This window comes from Pseudomonas sp. LBUM1679 (assembly GCF_059695565.1).
On the sequence record NZ_CP166774.1, the window covers coordinates 2,841,930 to 2,857,825 of the forward strand.

The following is a 15,896-nucleotide window of genomic DNA, read 5'->3' on the forward strand; positions in this document are numbered from 1 at the left end:
GGGGAATCGAGGCGGTCATTGTGGTCGTTGCGAGAGGGCATCCGGGCTCCTGCTGGATGGGGGGTCGGTTTCAATTGCTGATCCGAGAAAACAGTATTTATTTATCGCCTGTCCCATGTCTAGTTAATTTTGCACGGTGTTTCCAGACCCCAAGAATGGGGTGAAATGCCCGTATGCCGGGGCCTACGGCGAACTCGACTGATCGTGTAGGCCATCGCCTATAAAGGTATCGGAGATAGCCGCTTTTCAAGCCGGGATACGCTGTGCAATCGGCTGAAACGAAACGCCCCCGATCGCGCGACTTGCGGCACAATTACCCGGATATTGACGGTTTGAAGCCGTTTTCTTCCTTTAAACAGAGTGATCATTCGTGCAGTCGACCCGTTTGACGCTGATGTGCCACGCTAGAACCGTCGCACAGAAATTTGGGCGTTTTCCTACAGATGAGCCATTGGAGATGGCCGGGCAATCGGCGATGGGTTCCCGCCGTGCCCGGTTCAAGGGAACGCCGCGCCTTCTCTGCGGCCCGGAACTGCGGGCCCGGCAAACCGCCGGGTTGTTCGGCAGCGACGTGGAGGTGGTCCCGGCCCTGAGGGATTGCGATTTCGGGCGCTGGAAAGGTGCGCGGATCGACGATTTGCTTAAATCCGAACCGGAAATGCTCCAGGCCTGGCTCGACAACCCTGACTCGGCCCCCCATGGCGGCGAGTCGGTGGTGCAACTCGGTGAACGAGTGACCGCCTGGCTGTCGACACTGGAGGCGACGCCGGGGCACATCGTCGCCATCACCCATCCGTTTGTCATTCGCGCCGCGCTGATTCAAGTGCTGCAAGCCGCGGCGTTCAATCTGATCGATGTCGAGCCGCTGTCGGCCATCGAGTTACGGTTCAATGGTTGCTGGCGCTTGCGTTTAATCGGCACTGACCTCGAGGAAATACATTGATGAAAAAGCTTCTGGTCATCGGCATCGGTGCCGGCAATCCCGACTACATCACAATGCAAGCGGTGAAAGCGCTGAACCTGGTCGACGTGTTTTTCCTCATGGACAAGGGCCAGAGCAAAGACAAACTGATCGACCTGCGCCGGGAGATCTGCGATCGCTACATCACGGATCGCACGTATCGCTTCGTCGAAGCCCACAGCCCGGAGCGCGAGCGGGGTGATGTGGACTACAAGACCAGCGTGGAAGAGCTGAACCTGGCCAAGCAAATGACTTTCGAATGGCTGATCAATGAGCAAATGTCTGACGACCAGTGCGCCGGTTTTCTGGTATGGGGCGATCCGGCGTTGTACGACAGCACCATAAGGATCCTGCAGGCGATTCTGACTTCGGGTCGCTGTGTGTTCGAGTTTGAAGTGATCCCCGGCATCACCAGCGTCCAGGCCCTGGCGGCGCAGCACAAGGTGCCGTTGAATCGCATCGGCCGCTCGATTGAAATCACCACCGGCAGGCGCCTGGCGGCGGGGCAGGTGAGCGATGCCGATAGCCTGGTGGTGATGCTCGATGCAGAAGATTCCTACCATCAGGTGGCGGATCAACAGACACAGATTTACTGGGGAGCCTACCTGGGGACGCCGGATGAAATCCTCATCAGCGGCAAGCTCGAGGACGTGGCGGATGAGATCGAGCGGGTGCGCAAGGCGGCGCGGCTGGCCAATGGGTGGATCATGGACACCTATTTATTGCGTAAGCCTTGAGGAAATGGCTGTCTGAGTTGGCCTCATCGCGGGCAAGCCCGCTCCCACAGTAATTGTTGGTGAATGCACATGTTGCGCAAACCTCAGATCACTGTGGGAGCGGGCTTGCCCGCGATGGGGCCCTCAAATACACCTCAAAAAACGGCATTGAGCCCCTGCCCAAACCGCTCCCGATACACCGACGGCGGCACCCCGACCACGCTGCGAAACGCCACCCGGAAACTCTCCACCGAACGATAGCCACAGCGCTCGGCAATCTGTTCGGTGTGCAGGCGGGTGCACTCCAGCAGTTCGCGGGCTCGCCCCAGGCGTTCATGCTGCAACCAGGCCTTGGGCGGCATGCCGGTGGCGTCGGTGAAGCGACGCAGGAAGGTGCGTTCACTCATGGCGGCCTCGCTGGCCAGGTCGCGCACCTCCAGCGGTTCATGCAGGCGCTCCCGGGCCCACTGCATGACACGCGAAAGATCGCTGCGCGGCGCAGGGCTGACCGGTGTCGGAATGAATTGCGCCTGGCCGCCGGTGCGTTGTGGCGCCATCACCAGGCGCCGCGCCACCGAGTTCGCCACCTGGGTGCCGAAGTCCCGGGCCACCAGATGCAGGCAGGCATCGATGCCGGCAGCGCTGCCGGCCGAGGTGATCAACTGACCCGAATCGACATAAAGCACGTCCGGGTCCACCCGGATGTTCGGAAACCGCTCCGCCAGTTCCGTGGTGTAGCGCCAATGGGTGGTGGCGCCGTGGCCGTCAAGCAAACCGGTGGCCGCCAGCACGAACACCCCCGAGCAGATCGACAGCAACCGCGCACCCCGGGCATGGGCCTGGCGCAGCGCCGCGATCAATGCCTCGGGCACCGGGGCGTTGCGGTCACGCCAGCCGGGAATGATGATGGTCCGGGCATCCTCGAGCAGCTCCATGCCGCCATCGGCCACCACTTGAATGCCGCCCATGGCCCGCATCGGGCCCTGATCCACGGCGGCGATCCGATGCGAGTACCAAGGGAAGTCGAACTCCGGGCGCGCCAGGCCGAAGACCTCCACGGCGATGCCGAACTCAAACGTGCAAAGGCCGTCATAGGCCAGAATCGCGACCAATCCAGGGGTGGGCTGCATTTGGCGGAAAATTCCCGGTGAGTGTCTTGTGCGCCACTGTAGCGGCAAGCAGCAGGCGGATAAAGTTCTTCTCACACCCACCGAGACTTTGGAGTACAGCCCATGACCAGCCTGGTCCGCGAGATTCCCGCCGCCCCATCGGCCATCGCCCTGATGCATTTCAGTAACCGTCTGACCTATGAAACCGACTGTTCCGACGTTTATGGCAGCCAACAGGCCGGCGACGTGGATTTTATCCTGGTGGATGTGCGCGGCCCGCAGGCGTACGAGCGGGGTCATGTGCCGGGCGCGATCAATATTCCGGGGCGACTGCTGACCGCTGAAGGCCTGGCGGGCTACCCGAAAACCGGCTTGTTCGTGGTGTATTGCGCCGGGCCCCACTGCAATGGCGCCAACAAGGCCGCGGTGAAACTGGCGGCGCTGGGTTACCCGGTCAAGGAGATGATCGGCGGGGTGACGGGGTGGCTGGATGAAGGGTTTGAGTTGAGCGTGGCGGCTGCACGCACCGCCATGGCGATCACCGGTTGCGAATGCTGACCATCAAACACAGCTGATCATTGTGGCGAGGGGGCTTGCCCCCGTTGGGTCGCGAAGCGGCCCCAAAACCTGCGGCCTGATTTATTCGGAAACACCGCAATCGTAGGTTTTGCGGCTGCTGCGCAGCCGAACGGGGGCGAGCCCCCTCACCACAAGAGCCTCGCCAGTTTTCAGGGTTAGTGTGTGCCTGACGATGCCGCCCACCACCCATCCAGCGTCACCTGCAACCAGTCAAAGACGGCTGCATGGGCGGCGCTGTCCTGTGGTTCCCGAGGCAACGGCGACTCGTCGGCAAAGTGCGCATTGAGCGTCGCCACGGATTCAGCATTCCACTCCGGATGAAACTGCAGCCCGACCCGCGTCGGTCCCACGCGATACATCTGCTGGCGACACTGGTCGCTGCTGGCCAGCAACTGCGCGTCAGGCGGCAGCTCGATCGCGTCTTCATGCCACTCCAGCACCTTCAGCGTCTGGCCATCGGCAAACATCACCGGGGTCCAGCCGGTTTCGCTGCGGTCCATCCGCCGTACATTGCCGCCCAGACTCAACGCCAGCAACTGCGCCCCCAGGCAAATCGCAAACACCGCTGCGCCCTGATCCAGGCTGCCCGCCAGCCATTGCCGTTCGGCTTCCAGCCACGCCGGCCCCGCGTTGGATTCAAAGGGCCCGCCCAACAGGATCACCGGTGCCGCACTCACCGGCGGCAACCGGCCGAGGTCGGCGCGAAAGACATTCAGCGTCAGGCCGCGGGCTGCGGCCCATTCGGCAATGGCACCGGGACCTTCGGCGGGGTGGTGCTGGATCAGGTTCAACGTAGGCATCACGCTTCTCGTGTTGGGCGACGGGGCCTCAATGTGCCGCAAAAAACCACTCGTTGCCAGTCGGAGCAATCAATCGGATTTGTACCGAAACCTTGTAGATTTTGTCCGAAGCAAGGGCTTGTCCTACAGTCCTTGTACCGCCTTGGTGCATGCTTCAAACGTCTCTAATTCAGCGATCATTGCGACTTCGAAGCGGCCATTCATCTTTATGCCTTGCCGCAACACTGGCCGCAGTGGCAGTCCCTGGCGGCTCGCCTGAAGGCCGGTGTGGCGTTGTTGTGTGAAGATTCCGGTGGCAGCTCTTTCGATGAGTCCTGCTCCTCGCCCTGGTTGCGTCTGGCAAGGGCATTCCCTGAAGCGGCGATTCCACCGGCCAACCTGGCGACCACACTGGAGCTGGGCAGCATGGGCGACACCCGGGTCGATCAGGCCCGGGCCAATGGCGAGGCGATCCTCGGGTTCCTTGCCGAGCAGGGTTTCATCAAGGGCACCTGGCCGGCGGCGCCGGATGAATGCTGTGAGGGCATGCCGTTCGAAGGCACCGAATACCTGTTTGCGCCTCATCACGGGGTGGTCAGTTTTTTGCGCGAGGCCGGAGAGTGGGTCGAGCAGGGTGATGCGCTGTTCGAAGTGGTCGATCCGTTGAGTGATCGGGTGACGACGGTGCGGGCCGGGACCCGTGGGGGTGTTGTTTGCGATTGATCGCGGCCGGTATACGCAACCGGGTACGTGGCAGGCGAAAGTCGCGGGGCGCGAGCCGATTCGGGCAGGCAAACTAATCAACGACTGACCCAAACCCCTGCGTAGGAGCTGTCGAGTGAAACGAGGCTGCGATTTTTTGATGTTGTTTTTTAAAAGCAAGATCAAAAGATCGCAGCCTGCGGCAGCTCCTACCTGAGGCGCCGATCGGCGACAAGAGTGTTAGGCTCTACCCGAATCCTGCACGTGTGAAGGAAGGTTCATGTTGAAGTTTTTTGCTCTGCTGGCGCTGCTGGCGTCCGCCGCTGTCCACGCTCAAACCCCGCTGCAAACCGATCTGCCGCTCAAGTACCTGGAGCAGACCCACGCCGAATCCAGCGATCAACCCCTGGTGATTTTCCTCCACGGTTACGGCAGTAACGAGCAGGACCTGTTCGATATCAAGGATGAGTTGCCCACGCACTATAACTACCTGTCGGTGCGGGCACCGATGGTGATGGAGGAGGGTAGTTACAAGTGGTTTCGCGAAAAAGGCACCGGTGCCTATAACGGCGAAACCGATGATCTGAAGTCCAGTGCGCAGGTGCTGCAGGATTTCGTCGCACAGGCCGCGAAGAAATATCACACTCAACCGGACAAGGTGTTCCTGGTGGGCTTCAGCCAGGGTGCGATCATGTCCTACGAGGTGGCGTTGCGTCAGCCCGAGGCCGTGGGCGGAATCGCGGCGTTGAGCGGGCGGATTCTGCCGGTGCTCAAGTCCGAGCTCAAGCCGGATGAAAAACGCCAGGCGCTGGCGATTTTCATCGGGCATGGCACCGCGGACAAACGCCTGCCGTACAACGATGGCACGGATGCGAACAGCCTGTTGCAGAGCCTGTCACTCAAGCCTGAGTTCCATGCCTACCCGGGTGTCGGTCACAGCATCAGCGCTACCGAGATGCAGGATTTGAGCGCCTGGCTGCAGCGTCTCAATCCCTGAGGGTTACTTGCCGGTGACGATCTGTTTGACCAGCGCCTCGTGCCCTGCATTGTCGCTGAGGCGGGAAATCACCTGAACGATCGCCATGCGCGTGTTGGACGCGGCCATCAGCGTGGTGTCGAGGGTTTTGCCGCCGCCCTGGGTGGCGGTGCTGTCGATCTGCCGCAGCCCCAGGCCCGTGCCTTTCTGGGTCAGGCTTTTCTCGCTGAGCTTGGTGAAGTCCGGCAGCGCGGCGGCTTGCTCGGTGGCGAAGTTGGACACGGCGGAGTCGAGGAACTGACCGTCGTTGTCCTTGACGTTGACGCCGCCGGGAATGGCGTTTTCAGCAGCGATCACTACGGTTTTGGTGGTCTGGTTGGTGTACATGGTGCCAGTCGCCCCGGCGGTACCGGTGGCCGCGTCGCCGGCGGGCAATGGGGTGGCGACAAAGCCCTTGGGCAAGGTGAACTTGAACTTGCCGCCCAGCATCGAAACCTTCTGTGCCGGCGCCTTGTCGCTGGCCGTCGCCTTGGCGGCCTGTGCATTCAACGCGCCGAGACTGGCGACCGCCACCAGCAACAGGACAACGGCTTTTTTACTCAACAATGACATTCAAAATCTCCAGGGATGGTCGCGCTTTGGCGGGCGATGATCCCACAGAGTCCGGTGCACTCGCACTGTGCCATGCAGGGTCGGGGATGGATTACGACAACTGGTTCAGCCGCTGTCCTGTCTGTTCCTTCAGCTCGTCGGGCAAGCGACCGCCTGGCCGCCAGCCGGTAGGGCAGTTCAGCGCCTGATTGCCGGCCCCCCGACCTCGGGCACTGGTGTCGCCGGTTTTGCCAGCAGGCGCCTGGTGACCCCGAGCATGGCCACGGACACCGCGACGCCGAGGCCGAACCCGCTCAGGCCCATGCTTGGCAAGGTCAATGCCAGGACCAGGCAGAATGCGGTAAAGGAATACATCCCGGTCGCGGTGGCGCGCAGCAAGGCCGCCGTAAATGCCGGTCCGCGGGTTTGCTGGGAGAACACCGCCATCACGCTGCCCAAGACCGGGAACACCGCGAGCAGGCCGCTCCAGCGTTCGCCGACAGTGCTGGCCAGCAGCGTGACGGCCAGGGTCAACAGGGCACCCGCCATCATGCGCAACAGTAATTTGTCGGACTTCGGTGCCGGGCCTGAAAGGATGGGCTGCACCTTTGGAAACAGATACGGCGCCGCCAGCAGCGCTGTCGCGGCGGCAATCACCGAGAACACCAGCGACGGTGGAACCAAAGACAGCACGACAGCCGCCGTGGCCCAGACCGTCAGCGAAATCACCAGTGCCCAAGGCCAACCGGCTCGCTGTGCGACCTGAGCGTAGGTCACACAGAAGGCTATCATCGCGAACATGGCCGATAACGCCGCGGTCGCGGACTGGGCGGCGAACACTTCACCTTGTTCGATGGCGAGGAAGAACAGAATCGGCCCGACCACCACCGGCAACCCTGACAGCCAACCGGCCACACTCGGACCCCAGCGTTTACCGGCCAGGGAAATCAGCAACAGAAATCCGGGAATTACCAACAGTTTGAGCAGCAGCACGCACGCACCTCCGACCTGTGTGAGGCAGCAACGTTAGCATTGCCGGCGGAGGATTGCTGTATCGATGGCCGAGTTTTGTATACAGGCTGAGTGTAAAAAAGCGGCTGATCAGGCCTCGGTCACTGTAGGAGCTGCCGAAGGCTGCGATCTTTTGATCTTGTTTTGGATTTTTTCAAGGCCGCAGAAGAGCAAGATCAAAAGATCGCAGCCTCGTTTCACTCGGCAGCTCCTACAGGGGGGGCGGGTTCACAGTTTTGGTTTTGGGTATGACCCGATGCGACATGAGAGTCGCACCGGGGGGTTGCCAGACTGCGACGGTTCTTCGTGGGCCCCCGCGCAGTCTGTTGAACGCTTTACGCCCGCTCGATCGCCAGTGCCACGCCCTGGCCACCACCGATGCACAGGGTGGCGAGGCCTTTCTTGGCGTCACGCTTGATCATTTCATGCAGCAAGGTCACCAGCACCCGGCAACCCGAGGCACCGATCGGGTGACCCAGGGCGATGGCGCCACCGTTGACGTTGACCTTGTCCAGGTCCCATTCCAGGTCCTTGGCCACCGCCAGGGATTGCGCGGCGAAGGCTTCGTTGGCTTCGATCAGGTCCAGTTGCCCGATCGACCAGCCGGCCTTGTCCAGGCAACGGCGAGTGGCAGAGACCGGGCCGATGCCCATGATGGCCGGGTCGACGCCCGCGTTGGCGTAGGCGGCAATTTTCGCCAGCACTGGCAAACCCAGGGCCTTGGCTTTTTGCGCGCTCATCAGGATCACGGCGGCGGCCCCGTCGTTCAGGGACGACGCGTTACCGGCAGTCACCGAACCGTCCTTCTTGAAGGCGGCTTTGAGCTTGCCCAGGGCTTCGGCGGTGGTGCCGGCCCGTGGCTGTTCATCGGTGGCGAAGGACAGCGGATCGCCCTTGCGCTGTGGAATCAGGATCGGCGTGATCTCATCGACAAATCGCCCGCCTTCGATAGCGGCCGTGGCTTTCTGTTGGGAGGCCGCGGCGAAAGCGTCCTGTTGCTCGCGGGTCAGATTGTATTGTTGCGCCAGGTTCTCGGCGGTGATGCCCATGTGATAATCGTTGAACGCATCCCACAGGCCGTCGCTGATCATGGTGTCGACGATCTGTGCGTGGCCCATGCGCAGGCCGGTGCGGGCACCCGGCATGACGTAGTTGGACAGGCTCATGTTTTCCTGGCCGCCGGCAATGATCACCTCGGCATCGCCACAACGAATGGCCTGGGTGGCCAGGTGCAGGGCTTTGAGGCCCGAGCCGCAGACCTTGTTCAGGGTCATGGCCGGCACGGCGAAGGGCAGGCCGGCCTTGATCGAGGCCTGGCGCGCAGGGTTCTGCCCGGCGCCGGCGGTCAATACCTGGCCCATGATCACTTCATCGACTTCGGCAACGTCCAGGCCGGTTTGCGCCAGCAACTGACGGATCACCGCAGCACCGAGGTCAACCGCGGACACGTTGGCCAGGGCGCCCTGGAAACTGCCGATGGCGGTACGGGTGGCGGCGACAATGACGACTTCTTGCATGGAAGGATTCCTCACTGGGCAGTGAACTGCATTTCCGGAACGTGATCGGGCACGATCAGTTTGCCGGCGGTCTTGGCGACGATTTCCTCAACGCTGACGCCTGGCGCACGTTCCTTGAGAATGAACGCGCCGTTTTCGATTTCAAGATAAGCCAGGTCGGTCAGTACGCGCTTGATGCAACCGGCGCCGGTCAGCGGCAGGCTGCATTTGGACAGGAGCTTGGACTCACCGTCCTTGGAGGCGTGGGTCATGATGACGATAATGTTGTCTGCACCGGCCACCAGGTCCATGGCGCCGCCCATGCCTTTGACCAGCTTGCCGGGGATCATCCATGAGGCAATGTTGCCTTGCACGTCTACTTCAAAGGCACCCAGCACGGTCAGGTCGACATGACCGCCGCGAATCATCGCGAACGACTCGGCCGAGGAAAAGATCGATGCGCCGATACGCGCGGTCACGGTTTGCTTGCCGGCGTTGATCATGTCGGCATCGATGGTTTCTTCGGTAGGGAAGGGACCCATGCCGAGCAGGCCGTTTTCCGACTGCAGCATGACTTCCATGCCTTCGGGGATGTAGTTCGCAACCAGGGTCGGGATGCCGATGCCCAGGTTCACGTAAAAGCCGTCCTGCATTTCGCGGGCGACGCGTTGAGCCATTTGTTCGCGGGAAAGTGCCATTGTTGTTATTCCTTCATTCGGTCCGGGGGCAGGGGTTCACTTACGCACGGTGCGCTGTTCGATGCGCTTCTCGAACGTGCCGCAAATGACCCGGTCGACGTAGATGCCAGGGGTGTGGATCTGCGCCGGGTCCAGCTCGCCGGGTTCGACGATTTCTTCGACTTCGACCACGGTGATCTTGCCGGCGGTAGCGGCCAGCGGATTGAAGTTCTGGGCGGTGTGGCGATAGATCACGTTACCGAAATGGTCGGCTTTCCAGCCTTTGACGATGGCGAAGTCACCGGTGATGGATTCTTCCATCAGGTACTGGCGGCCATGGAATTCGCGCACTTCCTTGCCGTCGGCGACCGGGGTGCCGACGCCGGTGGCGGTGAAGAACGCCGGGATGCCGGCGCCGCCTGCGCGCATTTTTTCGGCAAGGGTGCCTTGGGGGGTCAGGATGACTTCGATTGCGCCGCTCAGCAGTTGCTCCTCGAACATCTTGTTCTCGCCGACGTAGGACGCCACCACTTTGCTGATCTGGCGGTCTTCCAGCAGCACGCCGAGGCCGAAACCGTCGACGCCGCAGTTGTTGGAAACCACGGTCAGGTCGCGAGTGCCTTTGCGCTTGATCTCGTTGATCAGGTTTTCCGGGATCCCGCAGAGGCCGAAGCCGCCGGCGATCACGGTCATGCCGTCTTCCAGACCGGCCAAAGCTTCCTCGTAGGAACTCACGCGCTTGTCGAAACCTGCCATATGCACCTCTTTTATTCTTTATGGGCGGCTGGCTAGCCGTATGGGGTTGAGTGTCTCGCTAGAGAATTGATTTGTTAAGTTGATTTTTAAGGTTGATTGATAGATAAAACTCACCAATGCGTAGGAGCTGCCGAGGGCTTTGATCTTTTGATCTTGATTTTCAGCGGCCTTGAAATCGCTACGATCGATCAAAAGATCGCGGCCTTCGGCAGCTCCTACATTGAATGCGTTTACGTTGGAGACAGTGTTCATGACAGTCAAGCAGATCCGTGCCTTCCTGGCCGTGGCCCAGAGCCTGAGCTTTGCCGTGGCCTGCGAGCGGTTGCACCTGTCGCAATCGGCGTTGAGCCTGACCATCAAGGCGCTGGAGGAGGGCCTGGGCGGGCGTTTGTTCACCCGCAACACGCGCAATGTGGCGCTGACCCCTGAAGGCGAGTCGCTGGTGCCGCTGGCGCGGCGACTGATTGCCGACTGGGACAATGCCGAGGATGAGCTGCGCCAGCGCTTCACCCTGCAGCGCGGTCGCGTGACCCTGGCGGCCATGCCGTCGTTTGCCGGCAACCTGCTGCCACCGATCCTCAAGACGTTTCGCGCGCGGTATCCCAAGGTCAACGTCACCGTGAACGATGTGATCAACGAGCAAGTGCTGGAAATGGTACGTGATCGACAGGTGGAACTGGGGGTGGCGTTTGAGCCGATGCAGAGTTCGTCGCTGCAGTTCACGCCCTTGTACATGGACCGGTTTGTGGCGGTGGTGCCGCACGATTCTGCGTTGGCGGAACTGCGCGACGTCGACTGGCAGACATTGCTGCAGGAGCCGTTCATCACCTTGCAGCGGCCGTCGACGCTGCGGGTGATGCTCGAAGAACACTTGCAGGCCCGGGGCATGAAATTGCCGGTGGAGTTTGAAAGCCATCAATTGGCGACAGTGGGGCGGATGGTCGCCAGCGGGCTGGGTGTCAGCGCAGTGCCAGCGCTGTGCGCCGAACAGATGCGCGAGCTGGGTGCGCGGTGTATTACCTTGCGCGATCCGGTGGTGGAGCGGGCGATCGGGGTGTTGACCACACCTGGAGGGGAACTGTCGGCGGCGGCGCAGGCGTTGTTCGATATCTTGAAAGAAGAAAACCTGGGCGAGCGTCTATCTTTGCGATAAACACAAAACCCTGTGGGAGCGGGCTTGCCCGCGATGAGGCCGGCACATCCAGAATAGTTTTCGACTGACCCACCGCCATCGCGGGCAAGCCCGCTCCCACAGGGTTTGGGATCAATCAGGACGAGAGGTGTTGAGCCAGTAACGGCAGCAACCGTTCACAAGATGCTTCTATTTTCATATTGAGGATGTCATCCGCCCGAGTCTTGCCCAGGTTGATCGCAATCAACGGCTTGCCCTGATCCGCCACCGCCCGACACAACCGAAACGCCGAATACGCCATCAACGAAGACCCCACCACCAGCAATCCAGCCGCCTTTTCGACCGCCGCCATGGCCTTGGCCGCCGTTACCTGCGCTACATTCTCGCCAAAAAACACCACATCCGGCTTCATCCGCTCCCCCGCGCAGTGCGGACAATGGGGTACCTGAAAGCGTGCTTCGAACGCCGCATCCAGCAGCGTATCGCCATCCGGGGCCTGCACCGCATCAACCCCGGCCAGGTAAGGGTTCTGCGTTTCCATCAGGCGCTGGATCGCATCGCGCTCGCTGCGCTGCCCGCAGTCCAGGCACAACACCCGTTGCAGGCTGCCGTGAAGTTCGATCACGTCATGGCTGCCAGCCTGGTCGTGCAAGGTATCGACGTTCTGGGTGATCAGCCCGCCAATCTGCCGGGCGCTTTGCAGGCTGGCCAAGGCTTCGTGGGCCTTGTTCGGCCGGGCCTGGCGCACCCGTGGCCAGCCGATCATCGCCCGCGCCCAATAGCGGCGCCGGGATTCGGGGGCCGAGAGGAATTCCTGGTACATCATCGGTGACCGGCCACGCCGCACACCCTGGTTGTCGCGGTAATCCGGAATGCCCGACGGGGTGCTGATGCCAGCACCGGTCAGGACCACAAACGGTTGATCGGCCATCAGCTGCTGGAGCCGGTCGAGTTGTTCGCGGACGAGGCTGCCTGGCATGTTCAACACTCCGCGGGATTTTGACTGTTGCAGGGTAGCATTTGTCGATCACCCGGGCAGGTGGTCTGCGGGCGGACGGAACAACACAACGCGATCCAATGCACCGCGGTCCAATGTAGGAGCTGCCGCAGGCTGCGATCTTTTGATCTTCAGCGATTTCAGCAGCGCCAGATCAAGATCAAAAGATCGCAGCCTGCGGCAGCTCCTACAGTTAGCCATCAACAATCAACAATCAACAATCAACAATCAACAATCAACAATCAACAATCAACCGTCATCCGTCAGCCGACAGCGGTATCTATTTACGCGCCTCCAGAATCAGGTTGAACGGCGTTTCCGTCGCCCGACGGAACGTCTTGAAGCCCGCCTCGGTAAAGACCTTGCGCAACCGCGCCTCACCCGCCTGGGCACCGAGGCCGAGACCGACTTCCTGGGACAGCGAGTTCGGGGTGCAGATGAAGGTCGAGGCGGCGTAGAACAAGCGGCCAACCGGGGTAATGTTGTCGTCGAGCGAGTCATTGGCGAACGGTTCCACCAGCAGCACCGTGCCGTCCGGTTTCAGCGACTCATAGGCATGCCGCGCCGCGCCCACCGGGTCGCCCATGTCATGCAGGCAGTCGAAGTAGCAGACCAGGTCATAGTCATTGCCGGGGTAGCTTTTTGCCGTGCCCTGGAAGAACCGTGCCCGTCCGGACACGCCGCCTTCTTCCGCGCGCTGGGTGGCCACGGTGACGGAGGGCGCGTGGTAGTCGAAACCGACGAACCGCGAATCCGGAAATGCCTGGGCCATGATCACCGTGGATGCACCATGGCCGCAGCCGATGTCCGCCACCTTGGCGCCAGCTTCCAGTTTGGCGACCACGCCTTCGAGTGCCGGTAGCCATTCGGCGATCAAGTGCGCTTTGTAGCCTGGCCGGAAGAACCGCTCCGTGCCGTTGAACATGCACGGATGGTGATCGCCCCAGGCGAGGGCGCCGTTGCCGCGCATGGCGTTGACCAGTTTGTCCTTGTCATGGAAAAACGATGCGACCACCCCGATACCGCCCGCCACATAGACCGGCGAGTCTTCGTTCGCCAGCGCGAGGGCTTGCTCTTCGGGCAGGCGGAACTGGCCGTCGCGGTGTTCCATGTACCCGGAGGCGGCGTGGGCACTGAGCCATTCACGCAGCAAGCGCGTGTTGCAGCCGGTCTTGTCGGCGAGTGTTTCAGGGGTGATCGGCTGACTGTCGGCCATGGCCCGGTACAGTCCGAGTTCTTCGCCGAGGATGACATTGGCCAGCATCGCCGCGCCGCCCATGTCATTCACCAGTTTACCCATGAAATCATTAAGTCTGGCCTCGTCCATCACGTGTGCTCCTGTGGCAGGATCACGGTCCAGAGGCCTTGTTGTTCGAGGCGTTCGCCACTGGGCGGTGGTCGTGGGAATGAGACAGGACGATGAGTACGTCCTGCGTGCATTAAGTTTAGTCAGGGGGCCGTGCAGCGTAGGCTGGAGCGACGAAAGCGCCCTGTGACTCCAATATCCGGTTTAACGCTGAACCCTGTGGGAGCGGGCTTGCCCGCGATGGCGGCATGTCAGGCGACAAAAATGCTGGATGTGCCGGCCTAATCGCGGGCAAGCCCGCTCCCACAGGGTTTAGCAGTAACCGAATGGATCGTGTGTATCCCACTGTATCCAACTCCCTCCTCGATACAGTACCTCCCATTCCGGGGGGCGGCAGAACACAGTCCCGATACACCCCCGCGATCAACTGTGGTTCCGTTCTGGCAACCCTTGAGATCGACATCATGCAGACCCCCCTCACATCAGCGAAGGCCAGCGTCGGGCTTGGCCTGCGTCGCGGCTTAATGAAAGACCTCCAGGCCGCTCTGGTGGGCGACTTCGACTTTCTGGAAGTCGCGCCGGAGAACTGGATCGGCATCGGCGGCGCCCATGGCGCGGCATTGCGGGCATTGGCCGAACGTTTTCCGTTGTCCTGTCACGGCTTGTCCCTGTCGTTGGGCGGACCGTCCCCGCTGGACGTCAAATTCCTGCAGGAAGTCCGGGGTTTTCTCGATCACTACAACGTGCCGCTGTACAGCGAACACCTGAGCTACTGCAGCGACGATGGTCACCTTTACGATCTGCTGCCGTTGCCGTTCACCGAAGAAGCCGTGCATCACGTTGCCGCGCGGATTCGTCAGGCCCAGGATATCCTCGGTCGGCGCCTGGCGGTGGAAAACGTCTCCTACTACGCCGCGCCACAGCAGGACATGGACGAGGTGACCTTCACCAACGCGGTGTTGCGTGAAGCCGACTGCGACCTGTTGCTGGACGTCAACAATGTCTACGTCAACTCGATCAATCATGATTTCGATCCCCAGGCTTTTCTCGCCTGTATCGACTCGGACCGCGTGGTGGCGATGCACGTGGCCGGGCACTTCGATGAGTCCGACTCCTTGAAAATCGACACCCACGGCGCTTCGGTCAAGCCGGTGGTCTGGTCGTTGCTGGCCCAGGCTTACGGCCGGTTCGGCGCGCAGCCAACCTTGCTGGAACGGGATTTCAATTTCCCGGCATTCTCGGAGCTGGTGGCCGAATTGCAGACTATCCGCCGCCTGCAAGCCGTGGAGGTGAACCGTGGATAAGCACTCGCTGCATCAGCAGCAAACGACGATGGGGCTTTACCTGCGCGACCCCGAGCATTGCCCGCCACCGGCCGGAATGGACGTGGCGCGGGCCCGGGTGTACCGCGAGCTGATCTTCTCAAACTTGTCATCGTTGCTCAGCGGGACCTTTCCGGTGCTGATCAAGCTGCTTGGCGATGAACACTGGCGTTCTCTGGTGCGCAGCTTTTTGCGGGACTACCGCGCGCGCACGCCGAAATTCGGCGTAATCGCCCAGGAGTTTGTCGAGTTCCTCGCCTCTGAACCGCACGCCAGGAGTGCAGGGCCGTGGCCGCCATTCATGGTCGAACTGGCGCATTACGAGTGGATCGAGATGGCACTGCAACAGTCTGAAGCCGAGCTCTTGCCGGCCAGCGATGCCGGGTTGTTGCTGGATCGGCCGCTGCAGGTTTCGCCGCTGGCCTGGCCCTTGGCCTATACCTGGCCAGTCCAGATGGTCGGGCCCGATTATCGACCTGATGCGCCACCGGTTCAGCCGACGCTGCTGTTGGTGCGCCGGACCGAGGACTGGAGTGTGAAGTTTTCCCAACTGAGTCCATTGGCGTGGCGGTTGTTGCAGCGGATCGGGCAGTTGCCCGAGCTCAATGGCCGCGCGCAGCTGGAAGGGCTGGCGGCGGAGGCGGGGGCCTGCGGGTCATCGGAGTTCATCGATAGCGGGCTGGCATTGTTGCGACAAATGCATGGGGAAGGAGTGGTGGGCGTCGTCGCCTAGGGCGCATTCGCCCAAACACCACCCATCAAATGTGGGAGCGAGCTTGCTCGCGA

Annotated in this window: 17 protein-coding genes and 1 pseudogene; 8 read left to right on the plus strand and 10 right to left on the minus strand. The window is 61.5% G+C overall.

Going from position 1 to position 15,896, the window contains the following annotated elements:
• Window positions 1-370: 370 nt before the first annotated feature.
• Entirely contained in the window at window positions 371-943 is a 573-nt protein-coding gene (locus ACA062_RS13045; RefSeq protein ID WP_497456738.1) for a histidine phosphatase family protein, read from the plus strand.
• A complete protein-coding gene (gene cobF, locus ACA062_RS13050) occupies window positions 943-1,698 on the plus strand; it encodes a precorrin-6A synthase (deacetylating) (protein WP_497456739.1) in 756 nt (251 codons plus the stop codon). Before ACA062_RS13045 ends, cobF begins: the two co-directional genes overlap by 1 nt.
• A 134-nt stretch (window positions 1,699-1,832) precedes the next feature.
• Here cobF and ftrA read toward each other — a convergent pair whose 3' ends face one another.
• A complete protein-coding gene (gene ftrA, locus ACA062_RS13055; RefSeq protein WP_497456740.1) occupies window positions 1,833-2,807 on the minus strand; it encodes a transcriptional regulator FtrA in 975 nt (324 codons plus the stop codon).
• Between the two features lie 102 nt (window positions 2,808-2,909).
• Between ftrA and ACA062_RS13060 the strand changes: the two genes are divergently transcribed.
• On the plus strand, window positions 2,910-3,344 hold the full coding sequence (locus tag ACA062_RS13060; protein WP_497456741.1) for a rhodanese-like domain-containing protein: 435 nt from the start codon (window positions 2,910-2,912) through the stop codon (window positions 3,342-3,344).
• Window positions 3,345-3,520: 176 nt separating this feature from the next.
• On the opposite strand, the gene ACA062_RS13065 is transcribed toward ACA062_RS13060, so the two are convergent.
• Window positions 3,521-4,165 (minus strand): type 1 glutamine amidotransferase, encoded by a 645-nt coding sequence (locus ACA062_RS13065; protein WP_497456742.1) that lies wholly within the window; start codon window positions 4,163-4,165, stop codon window positions 3,521-3,523.
• Between the two features lie 177 nt (window positions 4,166-4,342).
• Here ACA062_RS13065 and ACA062_RS13070 point away from each other — a divergent pair.
• Both ACA062_RS13070 and ACA062_RS13075 read left to right on the plus strand, forming a co-directional pair.
• Window positions 4,343-4,955: pseudogene (locus ACA062_RS13070) on the plus strand (peptidase M14); the annotation flags it as partial.
• A 171-nt stretch (window positions 4,956-5,126) separates the two neighbouring features.
• A complete protein-coding gene (locus tag ACA062_RS13075) occupies window positions 5,127-5,843 on the plus strand; it encodes an alpha/beta hydrolase (RefSeq protein WP_497456743.1) in 717 nt (238 codons plus the stop codon).
• Window positions 5,844-5,846: 3 nt separating this feature from the next.
• On the opposite strand, the gene ACA062_RS13080 is transcribed toward ACA062_RS13075, so the two are convergent.
• The 6 genes from ACA062_RS13080 to ACA062_RS13105 all read right to left on the minus strand — a co-directional run bounded on the left by ACA062_RS13080 (window position 5,847) and on the right by ACA062_RS13105 (window position 10,605).
• A complete protein-coding gene (locus tag ACA062_RS13080) occupies window positions 5,847-6,434 on the minus strand; it encodes a DcrB/PsbP domain-containing protein (protein WP_497456744.1) in 588 nt (195 codons plus the stop codon).
• A 177-nt stretch (window positions 6,435-6,611) separates the two neighbouring features.
• The gene (locus ACA062_RS13085; RefSeq protein ID WP_497456745.1) at window positions 6,612-7,406 is read right to left on the minus strand and encodes a hypothetical protein; all 795 of its coding nucleotides are present in this window, start codon (window positions 7,404-7,406) and stop codon (window positions 6,612-6,614) included.
• Window positions 7,407-7,759: 353 nt separating this feature from the next.
• Complete coding sequence (locus ACA062_RS13090; RefSeq protein ID WP_497456746.1) at window positions 7,760-8,941, minus strand: acetyl-CoA C-acetyltransferase; 1,182 nt, start codon at window positions 8,939-8,941, stop codon at window positions 7,760-7,762.
• Window positions 8,942-8,952: 11 nt separating this feature from the next.
• Window positions 8,953-9,618, minus strand: coding sequence for a CoA transferase subunit B (locus ACA062_RS13095; protein ID WP_497456747.1), 666 nt, complete (start codon window positions 9,616-9,618; stop codon window positions 8,953-8,955).
• A gap of 36 nt (window positions 9,619-9,654) precedes the next feature.
• On the minus strand, window positions 9,655-10,353 hold the full coding sequence (locus ACA062_RS13100) for a CoA transferase subunit A (RefSeq protein WP_497456748.1): 699 nt from the start codon (window positions 10,351-10,353) through the stop codon (window positions 9,655-9,657).
• Window positions 10,354-10,371: 18 nt separating this feature from the next.
• The gene (locus tag ACA062_RS13105) at window positions 10,372-10,605 is read right to left on the minus strand and encodes a hypothetical protein (RefSeq protein ID WP_497456749.1); all 234 of its coding nucleotides are present in this window, start codon (window positions 10,603-10,605) and stop codon (window positions 10,372-10,374) included.
• Here ACA062_RS13105 and ACA062_RS13110 point away from each other — a divergent pair.
• Entirely contained in the window at window positions 10,604-11,506 is a 903-nt protein-coding gene (locus tag ACA062_RS13110; protein WP_497456750.1) for a LysR family transcriptional regulator, read from the plus strand. The genes ACA062_RS13105 and ACA062_RS13110 overlap by 2 nt on opposite strands.
• A 115-nt stretch (window positions 11,507-11,621) precedes the next feature.
• Here the strand turns inward: ACA062_RS13110 and ACA062_RS13115 are convergent, their stop codons facing one another.
• Both ACA062_RS13115 and ACA062_RS13120 read right to left on the minus strand, forming a co-directional pair.
• On the minus strand, window positions 11,622-12,464 hold the full coding sequence (locus tag ACA062_RS13115) for an NAD-dependent protein deacetylase (RefSeq protein ID WP_497456751.1): 843 nt from the start codon (window positions 12,462-12,464) through the stop codon (window positions 11,622-11,624).
• A 298-nt stretch (window positions 12,465-12,762) separates the two neighbouring features.
• The gene (locus ACA062_RS13120; protein ID WP_497456752.1) at window positions 12,763-13,809 is read right to left on the minus strand and encodes a class I SAM-dependent methyltransferase; all 1,047 of its coding nucleotides are present in this window, start codon (window positions 13,807-13,809) and stop codon (window positions 12,763-12,765) included.
• A 443-nt stretch (window positions 13,810-14,252) separates the two neighbouring features.
• Between ACA062_RS13120 and ACA062_RS13125 the strand changes: the two genes are divergently transcribed.
• Window positions 14,253-15,092, plus strand: a complete 840-nt coding sequence (locus tag ACA062_RS13125; protein ID WP_497456753.1) for an HvfB family MNIO-type RiPP peptide maturase — start codon at window positions 14,253-14,255, stop codon at window positions 15,090-15,092.
• A complete protein-coding gene (locus ACA062_RS13130) occupies window positions 15,085-15,843 on the plus strand; it encodes an HvfC family RiPP maturation protein (RefSeq protein WP_497456754.1) in 759 nt (252 codons plus the stop codon). Before ACA062_RS13125 ends, ACA062_RS13130 begins: the two co-directional genes overlap by 8 nt.
• The last annotated feature ends 53 nt before the right edge of the window (window positions 15,844-15,896 follow it).

Excerpts from the sequence above, each read along its gene's own strand:
- cobF (WP_497456739.1), top strand. The coding sequence starts at position 943 with ATGAAAAAGCTTCTGGTCATCGGCATCGGTGCCGGCAATCCCGACTAC.
- ftrA (WP_497456740.1), bottom strand. The coding sequence starts at position 2,807 with ATGCAGCCCACCCCTGGATTGGTCGCGATTCTGGCCTATGACGGCCTT.
- ACA062_RS13060 (WP_497456741.1), top strand. The coding sequence starts at position 2,910 with ATGACCAGCCTGGTCCGCGAGATTCCCGCCGCCCCATCGGCCATCGCC.
- ACA062_RS13065 (WP_497456742.1), bottom strand. The coding sequence starts at position 4,165 with ATGCCTACGTTGAACCTGATCCAGCACCACCCCGCCGAAGGTCCCGGT.
- ACA062_RS13075 (WP_497456743.1), top strand. The coding sequence starts at position 5,127 with ATGTTGAAGTTTTTTGCTCTGCTGGCGCTGCTGGCGTCCGCCGCTGTC.
- ACA062_RS13080 (WP_497456744.1), bottom strand. The coding sequence starts at position 6,434 with ATGTCATTGTTGAGTAAAAAAGCCGTTGTCCTGTTGCTGGTGGCGGTC.
- ACA062_RS13090 (WP_497456746.1), bottom strand. The coding sequence starts at position 8,941 with ATGCAAGAAGTCGTCATTGTCGCCGCCACCCGTACCGCCATCGGCAGT.
- ACA062_RS13095 (WP_497456747.1), bottom strand. The coding sequence starts at position 9,618 with ATGGCACTTTCCCGCGAACAAATGGCTCAACGCGTCGCCCGCGAAATG.
- ACA062_RS13100 (WP_497456748.1), bottom strand. The coding sequence starts at position 10,353 with ATGGCAGGTTTCGACAAGCGCGTGAGTTCCTACGAGGAAGCTTTGGCC.
- ACA062_RS13110 (WP_497456750.1), top strand. The coding sequence starts at position 10,604 with ATGACAGTCAAGCAGATCCGTGCCTTCCTGGCCGTGGCCCAGAGCCTG.
- ACA062_RS13105 (WP_497456749.1), bottom strand. The coding sequence starts at position 10,605 with ATGAACACTGTCTCCAACGTAAACGCATTCAATGTAGGAGCTGCCGAA.
- ACA062_RS13115 (WP_497456751.1), bottom strand. The coding sequence starts at position 12,464 with ATGCCAGGCAGCCTCGTCCGCGAACAACTCGACCGGCTCCAGCAGCTG.
- ACA062_RS13120 (WP_497456752.1), bottom strand. The coding sequence starts at position 13,809 with ATGGACGAGGCCAGACTTAATGATTTCATGGGTAAACTGGTGAATGAC.
- ACA062_RS13125 (WP_497456753.1), top strand. The coding sequence starts at position 14,253 with ATGCAGACCCCCCTCACATCAGCGAAGGCCAGCGTCGGGCTTGGCCTG.